The organism is Cryptosporangium minutisporangium (assembly GCF_039536245.1).
Classification (GTDB): domain Bacteria; phylum Actinomycetota; class Actinomycetes; order Mycobacteriales; family Cryptosporangiaceae; genus Cryptosporangium; species Cryptosporangium minutisporangium.
This window is the reverse complement of sequence record NZ_BAAAYN010000031.1, coordinates 56,720-75,124: the sequence shown is the minus strand read 5'-3', so window position 1 is coordinate 75,124 and position 18,405 is coordinate 56,720. Positions and strand designations below refer to the sequence as shown.

General features: G+C 69.4%; 15 protein-coding genes. 7 read left to right on the top strand and 8 right to left on the bottom strand.

Annotated features, from left to right (window positions below; genetic code table 11):
- Window positions 1-80: 80 nt before the first annotated feature.
- Window positions 81-653 carry a 1,2-dihydroxy-3-keto-5-methylthiopentene dioxygenase gene (locus ABEB28_RS24250; protein WP_345730489.1) on the bottom strand — a complete coding sequence of 191 codons (573 nt, stop codon included), beginning with the start codon at window positions 651-653 and terminating at the stop codon, window positions 81-83.
- A gap of 97 nt (window positions 654-750) precedes the next feature.
- Between ABEB28_RS24250 and ABEB28_RS24245 the strand changes: the two genes are divergently transcribed.
- The 6 genes from ABEB28_RS24245 to ABEB28_RS24215 all read left to right on the top strand — a co-directional run bounded on the left by ABEB28_RS24245 (window position 751) and on the right by ABEB28_RS24215 (window position 8,168).
- Window positions 751-1,869, top strand: a complete 1,119-nt coding sequence (locus tag ABEB28_RS24245; protein ID WP_345730488.1) for a substrate-binding domain-containing protein — start codon at window positions 751-753, stop codon at window positions 1,867-1,869.
- 14 nt (window positions 1,870-1,883) lie between these two features.
- Window positions 1,884-3,497 (top strand): sugar ABC transporter ATP-binding protein, encoded by a 1,614-nt coding sequence (locus ABEB28_RS24240; RefSeq protein ID WP_345730487.1) that lies wholly within the window; start codon window positions 1,884-1,886, stop codon window positions 3,495-3,497.
- Complete coding sequence (locus ABEB28_RS24235; protein WP_345730486.1) at window positions 3,494-4,534, top strand: ABC transporter permease; 1,041 nt, start codon at window positions 3,494-3,496, stop codon at window positions 4,532-4,534. Before ABEB28_RS24240 ends, ABEB28_RS24235 begins: the two co-directional genes overlap by 4 nt.
- A 7-nt stretch (window positions 4,535-4,541) precedes the next feature.
- Entirely contained in the window at window positions 4,542-5,750 is a 1,209-nt protein-coding gene (mtnK, locus tag ABEB28_RS24230) for an S-methyl-5-thioribose kinase (RefSeq protein ID WP_345730485.1), read from the top strand.
- 135 nt (window positions 5,751-5,885) lie between these two features.
- Window positions 5,886-6,263, top strand: a complete 378-nt coding sequence (locus tag ABEB28_RS24220; RefSeq protein WP_345730571.1) for a hypothetical protein — start codon at window positions 5,886-5,888, stop codon at window positions 6,261-6,263.
- A gap of 42 nt (window positions 6,264-6,305) precedes the next feature.
- Window positions 6,306-8,168 (top strand): SCO2524 family protein, encoded by a 1,863-nt coding sequence (locus ABEB28_RS24215; RefSeq protein WP_345730484.1) that lies wholly within the window; start codon window positions 6,306-6,308, stop codon window positions 8,166-8,168.
- Here ABEB28_RS24215 and ABEB28_RS24210 read toward each other — a convergent pair.
- From ABEB28_RS24210 to ABEB28_RS24185, 6 genes are all read right to left on the bottom strand, one after another.
- A complete protein-coding gene (locus tag ABEB28_RS24210) occupies window positions 8,139-9,515 on the bottom strand; it encodes an SCO2521 family protein (protein ID WP_345730483.1) in 1,377 nt (458 codons plus the stop codon). The two genes, ABEB28_RS24215 and ABEB28_RS24210, sit on opposite strands and share 30 nt — an antisense overlap.
- The gene (locus tag ABEB28_RS24205) at window positions 9,502-10,479 is read right to left on the bottom strand and encodes an SCO2522 family protein (RefSeq protein ID WP_345730482.1); all 978 of its coding nucleotides are present in this window, start codon (window positions 10,477-10,479) and stop codon (window positions 9,502-9,504) included. The genes ABEB28_RS24210 and ABEB28_RS24205 overlap by 14 nt, the downstream gene beginning before the upstream one ends.
- Entirely contained in the window at window positions 10,476-11,390 is a 915-nt protein-coding gene (locus tag ABEB28_RS24200) for an SCO2523 family variant P-loop protein (protein WP_345730481.1), read from the bottom strand. Before ABEB28_RS24200 ends, ABEB28_RS24205 begins: the two co-directional genes overlap by 4 nt.
- A gap of 2 nt (window positions 11,391-11,392) precedes the next feature.
- Window positions 11,393-13,234, bottom strand: coding sequence for an SCO2524 family protein (locus tag ABEB28_RS24195; protein WP_345730480.1), 1,842 nt, complete (start codon window positions 13,232-13,234; stop codon window positions 11,393-11,395).
- Window positions 13,235-13,297: 63 nt separating this feature from the next.
- Window positions 13,298-15,646, bottom strand: a complete 2,349-nt coding sequence (locus ABEB28_RS24190; protein WP_345730479.1) for a TIR domain-containing protein — start codon at window positions 15,644-15,646, stop codon at window positions 13,298-13,300.
- 106 nt (window positions 15,647-15,752) lie between these two features.
- Window positions 15,753-16,496: an SDR family oxidoreductase gene (locus ABEB28_RS24185; protein ID WP_345730478.1), complete on the bottom strand. Its 744-nt coding sequence runs from the start codon at window positions 16,494-16,496 to the stop codon at window positions 15,753-15,755.
- 101 nt (window positions 16,497-16,597) lie between these two features.
- On the opposite strand from ABEB28_RS24185, the gene ABEB28_RS24180 reads away from it, so the two are divergent.
- Window positions 16,598-17,485 carry a helix-turn-helix transcriptional regulator gene (locus tag ABEB28_RS24180; RefSeq protein WP_345730477.1) on the top strand — a complete coding sequence of 296 codons (888 nt, stop codon included), beginning with the start codon at window positions 16,598-16,600 and terminating at the stop codon, window positions 17,483-17,485.
- On the opposite strand, the gene ABEB28_RS24175 is transcribed toward ABEB28_RS24180, so the two are convergent.
- Window positions 17,415-18,320 (bottom strand): LysR family transcriptional regulator, encoded by a 906-nt coding sequence (locus ABEB28_RS24175; RefSeq protein ID WP_345730565.1) that lies wholly within the window; start codon window positions 18,318-18,320, stop codon window positions 17,415-17,417. The genes ABEB28_RS24180 and ABEB28_RS24175 overlap by 71 nt on opposite strands.
- Window positions 18,321-18,405 lie beyond the last annotated feature (85 nt).

Genomic DNA, 18,405 nt, shown 5'->3' with positions numbered 1-18,405 from the left:
GAGACCACAGCAAGGTCGAGGCGGCCTCGCGCGCGGACGCCAGCCTCGCCCTCGGCGGGCTCCGGGTTCACACGGCGGTCCTAACGGGCCGCGGCGAGCTGGTCGAACGTCGGAAAGTTACGAGAGATGCCGCTGCCGGTGAAGTTGCCGATCCAGCCGTCCTCGTCGTGGAAGAACCGGACCGCCTTGTACTCGGGCGACGTCCCCATGTCGAACCAGTGCGTCGTGCCACCCGGCACCGAGAGCAGGTCACCCGCCTCGCAGAACACGGCGTGCACCTTGCCGCCGACGTGCAGGTAGAACACGCCCGAGCCGGACGCGAAGAACCGGTCCTCGTCGTCGTCGTGCGTGTGCTCGTCGAGGAACTTCTCCCGCGAGGCCCGCACCAGCTCGGGCCACGACGGGTCGTCGCTCGGCCGCATCTGGACGACGTCGACCATGACGTAACCCTCGGAGGCGCGCACCGCGTCGATCCGGTCCCGGTAGGCCTCCAGGACCTCCTTGTTCGTCGACTCGTCCGGCAGGTAACGGATCGGCCACTGTTCGTAACGGACGCCGTGCTCCTTGAGGACCGCCGCGATCTCCGTCGGCTCCTCGGTCCGCAGCTCCGGCTCGCCCGGGGCGTCCTCTGCCCAAACAGTCAGTAATGTCATGACAACCTCCGGGTTACTCGGCGCGAATCAGTCCGCATGCTGGGATTCCTACCTCCCAACTAGGAGATGATCCCACCCAACGTTCATGCTCTTTATCGTGCCAACCACGACCCCTGTCCGGCATTCCCGCCGGACCATGCTGTTCGCGACCAGTGCGGTTGCCGCGCTGCTCGCCGTCGCTTCCTGCTCTCAGGGCGACTCAACGGAGAGTGACGCCTCGTCCTCGCCGTCCAACGGCCCGACGGCCAGCGCTCCCCTCCCGAGCCCGTTCAACGGTGACCCCGTCACGGTAGCTCTCGTCCGGCAGAGCGGCGCCGGTGACTACTTCGAGGCGTGGGGTCAGGGCGCACAGAAGCAGGCCGCGGCCGCCAACATCAAGTTGACCGTCACCGACGCCCGCAACGACAACGCCAAGCAGGCGTCCGACCTCCAGCAGGCGATCGACTCGAAGCCGGCGGCGATCATCGTCGACCACGGCCAGACCGACACGATCGCCCCGCTGGTGAAGAAGGCCGTCGCCGCGGGCATCCCGACGATCGTCTACGACGTCGCGCTGCCCGCCGACGTCACCGGCTACATCAACACCAGCCAGTCCGACGAGAGCCTCGCCCAGGCCGTCCTCGACCAGATGATCAAGGACATCGGCCAGGGCCAGAAGGTCGGCCTGGTTTCGGCCACCGGATTCGCCCCGCTCGACCGGCGCGGCGCGGTCTGGAAGAAGATCGTCGCCGACAACAAGCTCCAGCAGGCGTTCTTCACCGGCAAGGTCACCGAGTCCACGGCGACCGACAACATCCCGCTGGTCGACGCGGCGCTCAAGCAGCACCCCGACGTCAAGGCGATCTTCGCGCCGTACGACGAGATCACGAAGGGCGTCGTCCAGGCTGTTCGGCAGAACAACCTGCAGGACAAGGTCAAGGTCTACGGCATCGACATCTCGAACGCCGACCTCGAAGTGATGACCGCGAGTGGCAGCCCGTGGGTGGCCACCGCCGCGACCGACCCGGGCCAGATCGGCGCCGCGGTCGTCCGCACGATCGCATTGAAGCTCGCTGGCCAGTTCAACGAGTCGGCGGTGCAGTTCCCCGGTGTGCTGATCACCCAGGAGCTGCTCACGGAGAAGAAGATCACCACGGTCGGCGACGTCGTGAAGGCGCAGCCGGAGCTGAAGCTCGACAAGATCTCGGTGGCAGACTGGCTCCCGAACGCCGCTTAACCCAGAAAGCACCGATGAACTCGCCGTTGCCAACGACGCCCCGCACCGAAACCACCACGGTCTCGGTGCGGGGCGTCGGCAAGTCGTTCGGTCCGAACGTCGTCCTGCGCGGCGTCGACCTGGAGATCACCGGCGGTGAGGTCGTCGCACTGCTCGGCGCCAACGGCGCCGGCAAGTCGACGCTGATCAAGATCCTGTCGGGCGCGCACCCCGACTACACCGGCGAGGTCCTGATCGACGGCGAACCGGTCCGGCTGGGCTCGCCGACCGAGGCACGCGCCCGCGGGATCGCCACCGTGCACCAGCGCGTGCGCGAGGGCATCGTGCCGGGCCTGACCGTCGCGGAGAACCTCGCGTTCGACGAGCTCGCCGGCGCCACCACGTCCTGGCTGGTACGCCGCCGGGAGATCCTCACCACCGCCCGGCGCGCGGTCGAGGTGCTGGACCTCGGCTGGTCGGACGCCGTCCTCCGCCGCGACGTCGCGACGCTGGGAATCTCGGACGCCCAGCTGCTGGTCGTCGCCCGCACGCTGCTGCAACGCCCCCGGCTGCTGATCCTCGACGAGCCGACGTCGGCGCTCTCCTCCGCGGAGGCCGAGCGGCTGTTCGGCGTCGTCCGGCAACTACGCGCGGATTCACTCGCAGTGGTGCTGGTCTCGCACCGCCTCGGTGAGGTCGACGCGATCGCCGACCGGGCGGTCGTGCTGCGGGACGGGCGGGTCACGGCCGACGTCGCGAAGCCGTTGAGCTGGCCGGTGATCCTGCCGGCGATGCTCGGCGCGAGCGCCGAGGGCCTCCGCACGGCGGTGCTGGGTTCCGACGTTCCGGCGCCCGACGGCCCGGCCCGGGTCCGAACAGCCGAGGCGGACGTCGAGCCGCGCGCCGCCGCCGGTAGTGCGGTGGTACGGCTGCGGGACGTGCGGTTGCTGGCCGAAGCCCCGGCGATCGACCTCGATCTGAACGGCGGGGAGGTCACCGGCATCGTCGGGCTGATCGGGGCGGGCAAGTCCGAACTCGCGCACGGCCTGTTCGGGTCGGCGCACTGGTCCGCCGGGACGGCCGAGTTCACGGACCTGGAGCGGGCACCGCGCTCTCCGGCCGAGGCGATCCGGAGCGGCGTCTTCCTGGTGCCCGAGGACCGCGCCGACCAGGCGCTGCTGCCCGGCTGGTCGATCCAGCGGACGCTGAGCCTGCCGTTCATCACCAAGGTCTCCAGCCGGCTGGGCGCGCTCGACGGCCGCCGGGAGCGCGACCGTGCCCACACCGTGATCGAGCGGCTCGGCGTTGTCGCCCGTGGTCCCGGCACCGAGCTGAACGAGCTGTCCGGCGGCAACCAGCAGAAGGTCGTCGTCGGCCGGTGGCTGGTCGAACCGGCCCGGCTGCTCCTGCTCGACGAGCCGTTCCGCGGCGTCGACCTCGGTGCCCGCCGGGACATCGGCGAGCAGGTCCGCGCGGTCGCCGAGACCGGCGGCGCGGTCGTCGTGCTCTCCGCCGACGTCGACGAAGTGCTCGAGATCGCCGACCGGGTTCTCGTCCTGGTCGAGGGCCAGTTGACCCTCGACTCCCCTGTGTCACAGGTCAGCCGCGACGACGTCGTGCGGGCCTTCTCCGGAGAGGTCGCAAGGTGACCACCGATTCCCTTCCCGTCACGACGGTGCCGGTCTCCGTCCCGATCCGCGAGGCGATCGTCCGCTACGGCTTCGTCGCGGTGACCGTCGTGCTGATCGCGTACTTCCTGCTCAGCGAGCCGAACTTCCGGACGTCGTCCAACCTCTGGGGGTTGCTGGTCTACGCCGCCCCGGTCGGCATCGCCGGGCTCGGCGTCACGATCGCGATGACGGTGGGCGGCCTGGACCTGTCGGTCGGCAGCACCGCCGGGTTCGCGGTCTCGCTCGCGGCCTGGACGATGGTGATCGGGAACCAGGTCGGCGGCGTCGCGATCGTCGTCGTGCTGATCGCCGGTGGGCTGATCGGACTGCTCAACGCCTGCTTGATCGTCTGGGCGCGGATCCCCGACCTGCTGGCGACGCTGACCACGATGTTCGCGGTCATGGGCCTCAAGCTCGTACTGGTCGACGGCCGCTCGATCTCGTCCCGGATGACGCTGGAGGACGGTTCGACCGCCCCGGGACGGTTCACCGACGGCTTCCTCTACCTGGCCCAGGGCAAGATCGGCCCGGTGCCGTTCCCGGCGATCCTGCTGATCGTCATGTCGGTGCTGGTCTGGTTCCTGCTGGAGCGGACGCGCTGGGGCCGCCTGCTCTACGCGGTCGGAGCCAACCCCGAGGCCTCCCGACTGGCCGGCGTCCGGGTCGGGCTCTACCGCAGCGCCGCCTACGTCGCGTCGGGTGTGCTGGCCTCGGTCGCAGGACTGCTGCTCGCCGCCCGGATCGGCCAGGGCGACGTGTCCGCGGGGAACTCGCTGCTGCTGGACGCCGTCGCGGTCGCGCTGGTCGGCACGTCGGTGCTCGGCCGGAACGTCCCGAACGCCTGGGGCACGGTGCTCGGCGCGGTGCTGGTGACCGTGATGGTCGTCGGCTTCAGCATGAAGGGCCTGCCGTACTACGTGCAGGACGTCGCGAAGGGCGCGGTGCTGCTGGTCGCGCTCCTGTTCAGCTACACGCTGTCCACCCGCCGGGCGACGCTCCCCGGCCAGCCCACCTGAGGTGCTCATGACGGATCTGTTGGACGTCGAGTCCGTGCCCGCCTACATCGCCTCGGTGCCGGAGCTGGCGTCGAGGCTCGGGACGATCACCGAGGTGCGGGAGGTCGGCGACGGCAACCTCAACCTGGTGTTCGTCGTCCGGGACGCCGATGCTCGCGCCCTCGTGCTGAAGCAGTCGCTGCCGTACGTCCGCACCGACCCGAGCTGGCCGATGACGCGGGAGCGCTCGTCCCGGGAGGCGAACGTGCTCGCCGCCCACCAGGCCATCGACGCGGCGCACGTGCCGGCGCTGCTGTTCTACGACCAGAGCCGGTACGTGCTGGCGCTGGAGGACCTGTCCGACCACCGGGTCTGGCGCACGGTGCTGAATGAGCGGACGGAAGCGTCCGCGGACGACGTGCACGCGGCCACCGCGCTCGGCGAGTACATCGCGAACGTCGGCTTCGGCACGTCCGTGCTCGGGCTCGGATCGGCGGCGCACAAGCGGGGCGTGGCCACCGCGATCAACCCGGAGCTCTGCGAGATCACCGAAGACCTGGTGCTCACCGAGCCGTTCGTCGACCACGCGCACAACGTGGTCCACCCGGACAACGTCGCGGACGTCGCCGAGCTGGCCGGCGATCCGGACGTCCGGCACGCGGCCGGGCTGGCGAAGCTCGCGTTCATGACGCGGGCGGAGTCGCTGCTCCACGGTGACCTGCACACCGGGTCGGTGTTCGTGCGCTTCGGTGCCGAACCGTCCGTGCGCGCCTTCGACTCGGAGTTCGGCTTCTACGGACCGCTCGGCTTCGACCTGGGCATGCTCTGGGGCAACTACGTGCTCGCGGCTGCCCGGGCCACCGCACAGGGCCAGAACGCGCGGGCCGCGGCGCTGCTCGACCTCGGCCGCGTCACCTGGGACGCGTTCGAGGCCACGTACCGGCACCGCTGGCCGTCCCGGCAGGACCCCCGCGTCTACGAAGACGCCGTACTGGAGGCCGTCCTGCGCCAGGCGTGGACCGATGCGGTCACGTACGCGGGGGCCGAGGTGGCCCGCCGGGTGATCGGCTTCGCGAAGGTCGCCGACATCGAGACGCTGCCCGAGGCCGAGCGGGTGCAGGCGGCGCGCCGTGCCCTGCGCGCCGCCCGGAAGCTGATCACCCACACCCTGCACGGCGGCACCGCCCCCGGCCCCGCGGTCCTCACCGACGTGGCCGCCCCCGCGCTCGGCCTCTGAGGAGCGTTGTGCGAAACGGCAGGCCATAGGTCGCCGTTCCGCACAACGCTCCCGCGCTCAGCGGGTGTAGTAGCCGGCGTCCAGATCGTCGAGCAGCGTCGGGGGCCGGTCGGCGTCCAGCCGAGACGCTCCCGGGTGAGCGCACTGGAGGCCGGCACGTCCAAGCCGAAGAAGCCGCCGATCCAGCCGAAGTGCTCCGCGGCGGCTGCAGTCCTGCTCGAAGAGCGTCGCGAGTTCGCGGGCCGGCGTGCCGCCGCGATCGCTGCGAACGCCGGCCTGCACGAGCGCGAGTTGCTGAAGCTCGCCGCACTCGCCGCCGCGAGCGCCGGAGCCCTACGGAACCGTGGCCTCGACGAACCCGCCGCCACCCTCGCGGCCGAGGTCGGCGTCACCGTCTTCAAAGGGGGCGTGGAGAGATGGCTCGCTGCGGGGGCCTCCGGGCGTCTCGCGCAGTCAATCCACGAGACGTCCGACGAACTACGGACGATGCTCACCCCGCTGCCTGACGCATGAGACGATCCTTCCGGGGCTCACGCCTGGAGGCGGTCGACACAGATGCGCGTACAGCCGCGGCAGCAACTCCTGGATATTTGGCGCGCGACGGTGGAGCAGTCCATTGGCGACAGCGAGTGGCAGTGGGGCGGACCTCACGGTCGCGACTCGATCAGCGACGCCGAACAGATCCTCTGCCTGCTGTATCCCGCGTCCGCCATCCGGGCCTTCCAACTGGACAGCCCGGACGACATCGAGCCGGATGTGCTCGACGCGCTGCGCCTCCTGGGCGATCACATCGAGATCCCCAAGCGGCTCGTGCGGATCCTGACCGAGTACATGCGTACCTACGTCGATGACTCAGGCACCCCGGACTTCTCGGGCGATAGTTACTTCCTAGGCGGCGGAGGTGGAAAGGTCACCTCGGAGCAGCGAGAACTCCATGTCGTGGTGTCGTTCTCGATCTCGATGACGTTGAGCCTCGTCACGCTGGGGTTCGTCCGGGTGTTCCGGGCTCGGCTGACGCGTCCAGCACTGCACGCCGAGGTCGATGCGTTGGAGCAGCTGGCGAGCCAACGGCTGTCCGCCGCGATGGTGGGCCTACTCCGGAGCTTCGCGGTCAACACTTTCAAGGTCGGGTCGCAGCCCTGGCGGACCCTGCTCGGCACGCTCAGCCGAGCCGGCGCCCCGGAGAGCCGCGTGGTGGACCAGCTCCAGTCCTCGCTGACCGACGTTCGGGCCGGGCTCCGAGACTTGTACATCGGCTCCGGTCAGGTGGACCTCGACAACCCCAACCTTCTGTTCGAGTGCGGCTGGTCGTGGGGCATCGTCGAGGATGCCCCGGAGATCCAGACCTACGAGGACGTCGGCCTTCAACGGGCCGGTACCGCGGTGAGCCGCCCGTCGCTCTACTTCACGATCCAGGCCCTCGCCGGCGCCGCCGATCTGTTCTCGGAGCGAACCCGTGCGCTTCGGCTGCTCAACGAGGAGCAGCAGCGGCTTGCCGCGGCGCTGCAGATCCGGTGGGACCTGACCCGTCAATACTGGGCGACGATAGCCGGCTTCGACCCATCAGATGCTGCGCGCTGGCCGCTTGAAGACCTCCCCTGGCGAACCACCGACGGAACCGAATCCGACTATTACTCCCTCTTGTTGACCTCCGTCGTCGTTCAAGATCTGCAGCGCCGCAGTGGGACGAACACTGACCTGCGTCGCGTGCACCAGATCCTCGTCGAACTCGCCAGTCGGGCGCGGGTCACCCGTCGACCGGCCCGCGACGATCGAGCGACCGTGGTGCACTCACCAGGGGTCTCGATAGCGCTGGAGGGCGCAGAGGAGGGTGGCGGGCCTCGGCTGGTGTGGCAGGCGGCCGACTTCGCGATGCTGCTCCTGAAAGGCGCCGTCACGGTCGCTGCCCAGGCCCGAACGCTCGAACTGCGCGGGGACGCTCTGACCCTGGTGGAGGAGGTCTGGCGCCATCTGGCCGACCGTAGGCTCGCCGACGGACCGGGCTGCGGTCTGTGGGATCAGCCCGGCGTGGTCTTCCCGAATCTCACGCTGACCGACCGCGTGTCGTGGTCGCATACCAACCGAGTCAGCGAAGGACTCGTGCTGCTGGCCTCCGTCATCGAAGACGCGCCGCTGCGCAGCGAACCGGCCGCCGACCTCGCGATGGATCTGCTCGCCGAGGCGGAGCACCTGTTCGACCAGGAATTGCTCGTCGGACCGCGGGCCGACCCGGCGGCGAGCCGGGCTCGGGTCCAGCGCATCCGCGCCACCCTCCGCCGTGCCCGGACGCTGGTCCGCAAGCACCCAGTGGCGGCAGCGGCGCTAGCCAGCGATCTGCTCCTCGAGCTCGATGCGCTACCCCAGAACGGGCAAAACCTCGCCGGGACTTCACTCCATCGCGGCGACGATAGTGGATAGGTCGGAATCCAGAGACCGGTAATGCACCGGAATCGGGTTGATGCGCCCGAAGGCGGCCAACTCTTCCGGGAGTTCGTGGGGGCGCGGCAGCTTGGCCTCGTCGAGCGTCACCGGCACGACCTTGATGCCTCGCGCGAACGCACCCGCGATCTCGTCTCTCACGAGACTCGTCGTGAGCCAGCCGAGTCCTTCGCCGAGAGGCCCCGCCGACCAGGCCTGACCGACCAGCACCACCATGGTGCTGGTCCGGGCGAGCGCCGTGTCGATGGCTTGCTCGACGTCGGCACCATGCGGAATCTCGTTGACGTCGAGGAAGATCGTGCGACCCGGCATCGTCTCCCGCAGCCGGACGGCCAGCAGACGAGCGAGGTAGCCCGCGTCCGCGCTGTGGTAACTGATGAAGATGCCGCCCCCGTTCGGCGACGGTTCCCGGACCGGGAGTTTCCTCGTCGGGCGCACCGGCCGGCTGGCCGCCGTGCTCCGCACCCAACGCCGGGTGAGCCCGAGACGCTCGTCAACCGATGCCCAGAGCACCCCGGCGGCGTCCGTGAGGTGATCCCTCGGCCCCCAGAGTGCACGTAGGTGCTCTCGGGTGCGGACCGTTCGGTCGGCGGTCGCCGCTCGAGCGGCCAGGTCCTCAGCCGCAGCGAGAAGCCAGTTCCGCATCGCGAGGTCTTCCATCAGGTCGGCGATCTCCGCTGCGCTCACCCGTTCGGAGCGCACCTGCAGCGCGACGGCGTGCGGCCGGGGCGCGGAGGCGACCACGCTCTCCGACGCGTCGATCGTCGGGTCGAGCACCCATCGCAGCTGCGTTCGGCTCGCCCGTAGGAACGGCCGCCGATCGAGCAACGAGGCGCGCTGCACCGAACTCATCAGGTTGTCGGCGATCGAACCGAGGTCGGGTCCGCCATTGGCGGCGTTCACGAACGCGTCGGCGAGCTGCGAGCCGTGCGGGTCCCCGCCGACGATCTCCAACCGGCCGGGATGGAACAGGTAATGGGCCCACACTTCTCGCCGTGGGCCGCGGCCTCCGGTGATCGCGCCCGACGAGGACGTCTGTAACAGCTGGCCTCCCACGAGCGTGGCGGTCGCCACCACGGTGCCCACCAACCGATGATTGGTCTGCGGGCCGGAGGTGATCCAACAATCGACGCCGATCAGTCCCGGTGCAGAGACGATCCGGCTCGGCGCCGTGTCCGCTCGCACCCGAGGCACCTCCCCGCGGCGAAGCCCGAGCAGCGTTGTCGCGTCGGCCGCCGAGACCGGAGTGGAGTGTTGCAACAGACCAGTACGGACCTCGCCGATCAGGAGCGGCGCCCCGCGCGCCCGGATGTCACGCCGGTCCATCGACGTAGCCGATATGGGCATACGAGACCCAGTCGACGATTCGCTCGGGTAGCCACAGCGCCTCGCCAGCGAGGCGTGCGCTACCAGCGAGGGCGAGCGCGAGAACACGTTCATCGATCGACACCTGGTCGAGGATCGTACGCACGGCATGATCCACTTCCAGCCACCGATTCGCGCGCACGGAGAACGTGCGAATAGCGCAGAACGGTGCGGCGTGTGGATCCAGGCGCAGCAGGGGCGGCAGGACGTCCCAGTCGTCGGGCCAGGCACCGTCGAAGGCGCGGGGCTCCATTACCGCTTCATCGCCATAGCGCAGCAGCCCGAGACGGACAAGCTGCCAGACTGCCGCGAGGAACGAACGCGACCAGATCCGACGCTCTCCCTCGCTCTCCCATAATTCGATGTCGACGAAGATCGAGTGGTCAACGAAGACCGAGTCGCGCCGCGCCGAGTTCTGCACCGGCGGGCTCCACTGCGGCGCAGCCGACATCGCCTGACCGACGTCGGCGGGCGAACGCTGGCCGTTGCTGAGCCAGCCCGATTCGGTCATCGGTGGCCGTGACCCGTCGGTACCGGGTGGCGGATCGGGAACCAGTCGATCCAGGACCAGCGCCGCCAGCTCGAGGCCATCAGCTCGTACACAGCCGGACGTGCGCGCCAGGTAGTCGACGGTCAGGCCGGCCGCTCTCGCGGCGTCCAGCACGGCCGGCAACACGTCCGCGGGCGAGTCGAACCGGTTGAAGTAGTCGTCGACGAGCACGCAGGTGCTGATCCGCGGCCGTATCCGCACCGGCGCGTAGGTTTGGATCGCAGCCTCCACCCAAGGACGCACCGCCTGGAAGTGCGACACCAATACGGTCTGGTCGGCCTTGAAGTCCTCCAGCGAGACGTGCGCCAACTCGACGGAGAGGTGGGAGAGCGGTACTGGACGGGGAGCGCTCGCCGGGGTGAGAGACGCCGTCACAGACCCTCCCAGCTCGCATCGTCGGTGAGACGCTTGGCGAGGTCCTCGAACGCCTCGACGGTGGCCTGGTTGGCGACCTGACGAGCCCAGACGTCGTCATCCAGGAGCAACTGCTCCCGCCACTGGAGAACCGGTTCGTGCGGTACCGATCCGAGCGTTGAGCTGCGCCCGAGCCGGTGCCTGACGGCCAATTCGGCCAGTTCCCGGTTCGTCGTTCGAAGCCAAGCGATCTGCGCCGGGCGCAGACCCGCCAGTTGTTCCGAGTCCGGATCGACCACGGCGGTCCGCACGAACCGGACGTTGTTCTGCAGCCGGTGGTGGTCATGTCCCCAGGCTTCGGCGTTGTCCAGAAGGCCCCGATGGCCGTAGAGGAAGCCGGCGGCGGCGATGATGTGCTGGCGGGTCCACCGGTGGAAGATCAGCCACCGCCAAGGAACCGATGCCAGCGCCGGGGCGCGAAGCGCGGCCAGCACGATCTCGACCGCGTACGACCGTCCGGCGCTCAAGTCCACCACGCTGAGGTCGAACTCCTCGTCCAGTCGTAAGAAGAGGTTCACGCACCGCTCGACGACGGCGTCGGTGCGCGGGAACTCGCCGCCACCGACGTCACCCGGGAACAGCACGAGCTGACCGGCCCCGCGCGGCCGGTCGCGCACTTCGTCGCGGTCGGACCTCGACCAGACATCCAGCCGAGCCGGCTCAGCTACCTGGTCGACCAGGTAAGAGTGCAGTCCACCGGTCACGCCGCGCGCCGCCTCGTTGATCCCGAAGATCGCGCCCGACGTCGGCGACCCGAAGTCGAAATCGACGTAGCTGACGTCGTCGCCGCCCAGCGCGCACCGCAGAGCGACGTTGCAACCGGTCACCGATCGGCCGGTGCCTCCTTTGTCGGACGCTGCGAACACCAACACGACTACCCAATCCCTGCGTCTTGCCGAGCTGCGACGAGAAGATCCAGGTCACGCAGCACCGCTAAGGCCAGCGCGGACGCCGAGCCCGGACGCTCCGGCACGATCTTTCGCGCGCGGCGGAGTCGTGCGCGGACTTGCCGCATGCTGTACTGCATCGACGGTCCGGCCTCCATCGACCCGTTCAGAAGCTCCTGGTCGAAGGCGTGCTCGGCCTCGAGCAACAAGTCCATCGCGTACTGGGTCAAGCGCTCACTTCGCAGCGGAGAGCTCGCGGCTAGGCGGGCCAGTTGAACCAGCGCCTTCACGACGCGTTGGGTGTAGTACCAGGATGGCTTCTCGCTCACCGGCGGCGGAAGTCCTGGAAAGATCGCGCTCGGATCGTCCCAGAGCGACCCACCACCGGCCTTGGTCATCCGGCGCTGATGCAGGTGCTCCCAGGTGCTGTCGATCAACTCCAGCATCTCACCGCGCAGCTCAGTGCTGCGGGACTGGCGCGCGAGATGGGCCAGGTGGCCCAGCAATACCACCGCATAGTCAGTCACCACCCAGGTGAGCCGTGACGACCCGAGCTTCTCGCTGCCCGGGAGGGCTAGCGCCACCCCCGGCGCGTGCAGCCGGATGACCGCGGTGTCGTCCGCGAGCGCTCGGCGGGTGATCCGACCGCGGCTGGCCAGTTCGCCGAGTACCTGGGTCACTCGCGCGAGGTCCGCCTCCCCCGCCCGTCTCCGCTCGAAGTTGTGCGCGACCATCGACGTGACCAGCAGGGTGAAGTACTCGGACTCCTCACCGTCCGAGGTGCGCCACGGCACGTCTTCGATCGGCCATCGCCCCGCCCCGAACGTCGCTATCGTCGCCCAGTACCGCTGGGTGAGGTCCCACCGCAGTTGGAGCGCGTTGGCGAACCGCTGTTGCTCTTCGTTGAGAAGACCAAGCAACCGAGTGCGCTCCGAGCTGAGATCACGGATGCTCTCCAGCGCGCTCACCGTGAAGTAGAGGTAGGGCGTGTTCGGCGCCAACCCTTCCGGCTGAAAACCGATCGGTTCGGATGTGTCGATCCGAGGAGCCTCCCGGACGATTCCCCACGACCACCCGCACTCGAACAGAAGCGTCGGATCGTCGAGGTCCACCCCGCTGTGACCGGACCCCACCGAGAGATCTCGTAGGCCGGCCCGAACCTCACCGAGCGATTCCCGCAGCGCCTCGGTGACGCGTCCTTCCGGCTCGTTCGCCTGGTTGAGCATGCCGACCAGCGACTGGGCAGCCAGCGATCCGGACTCGAACACCTGAACGCTGAAGCTTCGCAGGAGACCGACCATGGCTGCGCTCAGCCGCGCCCCGGCCAGCGACTCGAGGTCGTTCACAGCCTCCAGAAGGTCTCGCCGGGTGATCACGGTCCGGAACACCTTCGCGAACGCCAGCGTGGCGAGCGACAGCTGGATCGAGCTCGCAAACGCCTCCACCACGTCCAGACCGCGTTGCTCCTCGGTGATCTCACGGCCCGGATCTTCCGCCCCGAAGTAGCTGCCCCCGGGAAACAGCGGTGTTCCGTCGTGGGAGTAAGTCTGCATGTAGTCCAGCAGGGCCGAGACCAGCGTCCGGGGAATCTCGACGCTACTGCCGAGGCGTGCCAGCGCATGGAGGACGTCGTCGGAGGTGTGGTCAGGCCGTTCCAGACTGAACGACGCGATCTCCGCTGCCGGATACATCAGGCAGAGCAGCTGCTCGGCGTCGCTGACCGAGTTCCGCCCCTCTCGAAAGCCCCATCGCCACTCACCATCCGCATAGGAGTGCCGAGCGACTCCGTGCCAGATGTCGAGCAGCTGCTGTCGTGGCTGGACTTTCATCGCCACCTCGCGCGATCGATCGGAGCGCTCCTGTGTCGGCGGGTCAGATCCGCGTTCCCCACGTCACGATGGTAGGTCGTCGCTGCGCGCTAGGTCGTCGGTCGCCGCAGCCCGACCGGTTGAGTCGAACGCGCGGACGAGCCGTCGCCACACGTCGCCACGCATCGCCGGCCGGAGCATGCTCAGCGGCTTCACCGGCGGACCGACCGGCAGGTAGCGCACGAAGGGATGGTCCGCCGGGAGCCCAGGGCGAGTCACGAGGGCTCGTACGTGACAACCGTCGTCAGCGGCCTCGGCCAGTAGGCCCGGCAGCGCGCCACCTTCCACCTGGGGCCACGCGAGCAAGCCCGGCCCCACCAGCACGACCGCGTCCGTCGCCCTGCTGAGCGCGGCGGCGAACTCACTTCGCCAGCGATCGCCGCTCACGATCCGTGACTCGTTCCAGACGTCGACCGCGAGGTTTTCGTCCAGTTCGCCGGCGAGTTCCCGCCAGATTCTGGCGTCGGCCTCGCTGTGCCAGACCAGGACTTGGTCTCGTGGTTGTGGGACGCGCTTACCAGCCATAGCCGCCAGCGTCTCCAGCGTCAGGCGGCGAAGGTAGAACACCAGTTGCGGGTCTTCCGCAAGAAGAAGTCCGGCACCTCGCTCGACCCAGAGGTGGGGAGCGAACCGGTCACCCGCGTCGAGGACTGTCCTTGCCGACGGCGAGTCCGTTAGCTGGAGCACGCCGTCCTCGGTCTGTGACAACGCCACCAGCAGTCGAGCGCAACCGATCTTGCGCGGCCCGTCCAGCGCGACGAACGCGCGGATGACTGCCCCGTAGCGCTCTTGGCAGACGCGAAGCACATGCTCGATGACCAGCCCGATATCCGTGTTCACCGACGTGTGGATCGCGGTCGTGCCACTGATTCCGGCGGACGCTGCCAACTCCCAGCACAGCATCTGCGCGGTCAGCAGGCTGCCGGCTGCGGTACGGACGATCGCGTCCCGCTGGGTGAACGAGACGTTGAGTGCTTGCTCACCTCGCCTGATCAGGCTGAGGATCCGTTCGTCGTCGACCCGCCCGAGGGAGTAGACGTCGAGCCGAGTGATCAAATCGGGTCGGCTCGCCGTCAAGTACGTAGCAACCCCGGACGAGCCGACCAGCACTAATTTCCGAGGGCCCCCGGCGTCGGCGCAGGCCTTGATCTCGGCTGCCACGAGATCGCGCACCTCCACCGGGATGCGATGAGCATCGTCGATCACGACTGGCGTCGAGGCGGAGCGAATACGCCGTATCTGCCTTGCGTCGACCGCCTCGCCCGCGATGACGTCGAGGTCGACGAGGTGGAAGCCGACTGCACCCGTAGCCCGTTCCAGCAGCGTCGTCTTGCCGATTCCGGAGGGGCCCTGGAAAACGACGCTTCGCCCTGGCTCGGTGAGCGACAAGGTCACCCGGTGGAACTCCGGTGGTTCGACGAATGTGTGCTCCGGCGTTCCACTTCGCCGGAACACCTGGCCGACCAGGTGGACGGGCCGATCAGGCACGGCCTCGGGAGGGGCGGGCTGTGGAGCTTCCCGCGACCGACGCTCGATCTCCGCGCACGCCAGAGCAGTTCCATGGGCGACGCTCTGGAGCGCCTCGTCGAGGCTCTCCCAACTGGTCAGCGGACGCCCGCCACGTGGCAACGGGGGTAAGTGACGGATCGACGACTGGTGCCAGGAGACCGGGCCGCCGATGACGGGCAGGACGGTGAGCGCGCCACCGCGTTGCCGCCGCAGCGCAGCGAGGAGCGGTCGGCTCTCCAACACACCGGAGTTGATCAGAGCTCTGGTGATCAACATCAGCAGGACTCGGCCCGGATCACGCAGTGTTCCGCGATCGTCCCCGACGAGCACCAACGCGAGGCTTCCGAGCGGGCCGGCGGACCGCAGAGTCAGCGCGACTTGCTCGGCGAGCGGCCGATCTTCGGGCGCCGCCAACAGGGTGGCCCGGAGCTGGCCGACCACGCCGCCACGACGCGCTGTCGCCCGCGGTTGCGGCGGCGTGGTCAGCAACTCGTGCACCCGGTCGACGACGTTCCGCAGCCGTTGCTCGACCTCGCTCGGTTGCACGCTGCTCAGATCGATCGGCGTGCAGCCGTCGGGCAGCGGCGGAGCGACAACCCGACGTATCAGCACGGGCTGGAGCCACGTCGAGCCGCTCCTGACCAGGTCCCCGGCGAGAGTGAGCTCTGCGGCGGCGACCGGGCTGTTGAGGTAGTCGGGCGACAGCAGCGGAAGAACGACACCGGTGAAAGACGCGCGCAGCGGCCCACCACACCACGTGGTTCCGGCGACGGGCACACCCGTGGCGTTCAGCGCGGTGACCAGCCCGTCGGCCCACGGGTGATCGTGCTCCGCGTGGCTGACCCACACGCTGCGTTCGACCACGACCGCGCCCCCGTCCCGACGCCCCTCCACCACAGTAGTCAGCGAGCTCCGGCCTGGAGCTCGGTTTCCGAGGCGGGCAGTGCGGATCGGGCGGGCAGAACGTGGTTCACCAGGGCAGCGCACCGTTCGTGTCGGTCCCGCCGGCGAGCGTCAGGGAACCCCACAGCTGACCACTCGGACCGTCCTCGGGCAGGGTGGCCAGCGCGACGCTCACCGACGCGCCCTGCTCGGGCGTCCGGAAGCCGGCGTGCCCGTTGAGGTCGGTGGCGCAGTAGCCGGGGTTGGCCGCGTTGACCTTGATCGGGGTGTCCGTCAGCTCCTTGGCGTACATCGCGGTCACCATGTTCAGCGCCGTCTTCGACGCCGGGTACGGAATGCCGACCAGCTGGTAGAGCGGGTTCTCCGGGTCGCTGACCGTTGCGACCGACCCCACTTCGCTGGACACGTTCACGATCCGGGCAGCGTCCGCGCGGCGCAGCAGCGGGAGGAACGCGTTCGTCACCGCCACCACACCGAAGACGTTCGTCTCGAAGACCTGGCGCAGCGCCTCCCGGGTGACGCCGCTCGGCAACCCGCGGGCCTCGGCCAGGTCGCCGATGATGCCGGCGTTGTTGACCAGGACGTCGAGCCGTCCGTACTCCGCCTCGACGAAGTCCGCCGCCCGCCGGATCGACGCGTCGTCGGTGACGTCGAGCTGGACGAAGGTCGCGCCCAGCGTCTCGGCCGCCTTTTGTCCCAGTGTTTCGTCGCGGGCTCCGAGCAGCACGGTCATCCCCTGCTCACCGAGCAGACGGGCCGTCTCGTAGCCGATGCCCTTGTTGGCGCCGGTGATCAAAGCGATGTGTGTCATGCCCCGACCTTGCGCCGCGGCGGACGCGGCCGACAGAGACCCGAAGAACCTGGTATCGGCGGTACCACCCACGGCCGTGGCCCCTGCGGCACGCTGGAGCAATGAACTCGCGCGACGAGGTGGCCGCGTTCCTGCGAGCCCGGCGGGCGCGCTTGAAGCCCGCCGGCGTCGGCCTGCCCGATGGCATCCGACGCCGCACGCCGGGCCTGCGCCGGCAGGAGGTCGCCCAGCTGGCCGGCATGTCGATCGACTACTACATCCGGCTGGAGCAGGGCCGCGGCCCGAACCCGTCCCGACAGGTGCTCTCCGCGCTCGCCCGCGCGCTGATGCTCAACCGGGACGAGCGCGACTACCTGTTCCGGGTCGCGGGCGAGAACCCGCCGACCGTGATCCGCCCGGCGCGCGAGCTGACCCCGGCTATTCGGTACCTGCTGGCGAGCCTGTCCGAGGTGCCCGCCTACGTGGTCGACGCGAAGTACGACGTGCTCGCGTGGAACGACCTGGCGATCCACTTCATCAGCGACCTCTCGCTGGTTCCGGAGGCCGACCGGAACATGGTGCGCTGGATGTTCCGCCGACCGGACGACGACCCGCACTGGGACGAGGAGTCGGCGGAGGCGTTCGCCCGCTCGACGATCGCGGACCTGCGTGCCGCCTACGCGCGGTACCCGGGCGACCCGGGTATCGAAGGGCTGGTCACTGAGCTGCTCGGCACGTCGGCCCGGTTCGCGGAGATGTGGGCGGCGCACGACGTCGAGGAGCGGCGCCGGATCGTCAAGTCGGTGGTGTCGCCGCTGTTCGGGCAGCTGGAGTTCGAGTGCCAGGTGCTCCAGATCCCGGAGACCGGTCAGCGGCTGATCTTCTACTGTGCCGAGCCGGGTTCGCCCACCCACCAGGTCTTCCGCCGCCTCGCCGACGTCAAGGCGGCCACGGCGTCCACGAGTCCGGGAGCACCCGAGGAGAGCCGAGGTGCTTTCGGAGTGCGGTGAGGCCGGGGTGGACGGTGCCGGCCCGGTACACCAGCGACCACGGGTAGATCGGGGTCGGGCGGCGCAACACGATCCGCCGCAACGTCGGACGCGCGCTCCAGTCCACTCGCAGCCCCGCTCCGCCGATCGTCGCCAGCGAGGCGGACGCACCCACCCGGTCGAGCGCGTCCTCGCGGCCGAAGTTCGGCCCGTCCGCGTCGATCGTCAGCCCGAACGCGGCGGCGAACGCGGCGTAGTACGCGGTCCACTCGGCTCCGTCGACGAGACCGGGAACCCAGATCCGGTGGCCGGCCAAGTCCGTCGGTGACAGCTCGCCCGCGCCGGCGAGCGGGTGGTCCGGTCCGGTCAGCAGCTCCAGTGGCTCGTCCAACACCCGCACGGCGACCAGCCCGTCCGGAGCACCGGCCACCGCTCGGAACGCCGCGTCGACCCGACCGGCCCGCACGGCCTCGACCGCCCTGTCCGCGGTCGGCAGCGTCACGACCTCCAGCTCGACGTCCGGGTGAGCGCGGTGGAACGCCTGCAGCAGGTCCGCCGGGGCCAACCGACGACCGAAGACGTCGATCCGCAGGGCCCGGCCGCCCGTGCGCACGGACGCGATCGCGCGCGCCATCGCGTCCAGCGCCTCCCGGGCGTGCGGCAGGAATGCCTGCCCGTCGGCCGTCAACTCCGCACCGCGCGGAGTCCGGACGAACAGCCGTACCCCGAGTTCGGTCTCGACCGCGGCGATCCGTTTGGAGACCGCCTGCTGGGTGACGCCCAGGTCGAGAGCGGCGTCCCGGAACTGGCCGGCCTCCGCGACGGCCACCACCGTCCGTACCGCGTCCAGGTGCACGGACCTCACGGTACAACCTGCGGTTGTACCGCGGACTACGCCTGGTTGTTTGCTCCCGCTGCGCCACCCGCTGTCTCATCCCCGG

Excerpts from the sequence above, each read along its gene's own strand:
- ABEB28_RS24195 (WP_345730480.1), bottom strand. The coding sequence starts at position 13,234 with ATGAAAGTCCAGCCACGACAGCAGCTGCTCGACATCTGGCACGGAGTC.
- mtnK (WP_345730485.1), top strand. The coding sequence starts at position 4,542 with ATGACGGATCTGTTGGACGTCGAGTCCGTGCCCGCCTACATCGCCTCG.
- ABEB28_RS24180 (WP_345730477.1), top strand. The coding sequence starts at position 16,598 with ATGAACTCGCGCGACGAGGTGGCCGCGTTCCTGCGAGCCCGGCGGGCG.
- ABEB28_RS24215 (WP_345730484.1), top strand. The coding sequence starts at position 6,306 with ATGCGCGTACAGCCGCGGCAGCAACTCCTGGATATTTGGCGCGCGACG.
- ABEB28_RS24185 (WP_345730478.1), bottom strand. The coding sequence starts at position 16,496 with ATGACACACATCGCTTTGATCACCGGCGCCAACAAGGGCATCGGCTAC.
- ABEB28_RS24250 (WP_345730489.1), bottom strand. The coding sequence starts at position 653 with ATGACATTACTGACTGTTTGGGCAGAGGACGCCCCGGGCGAGCCGGAG.
- ABEB28_RS24240 (WP_345730487.1), top strand. The coding sequence starts at position 1,884 with ATGAACTCGCCGTTGCCAACGACGCCCCGCACCGAAACCACCACGGTC.
- ABEB28_RS24210 (WP_345730483.1), bottom strand. The coding sequence starts at position 9,515 with ATGGACCGGCGTGACATCCGGGCGCGCGGGGCGCCGCTCCTGATCGGC.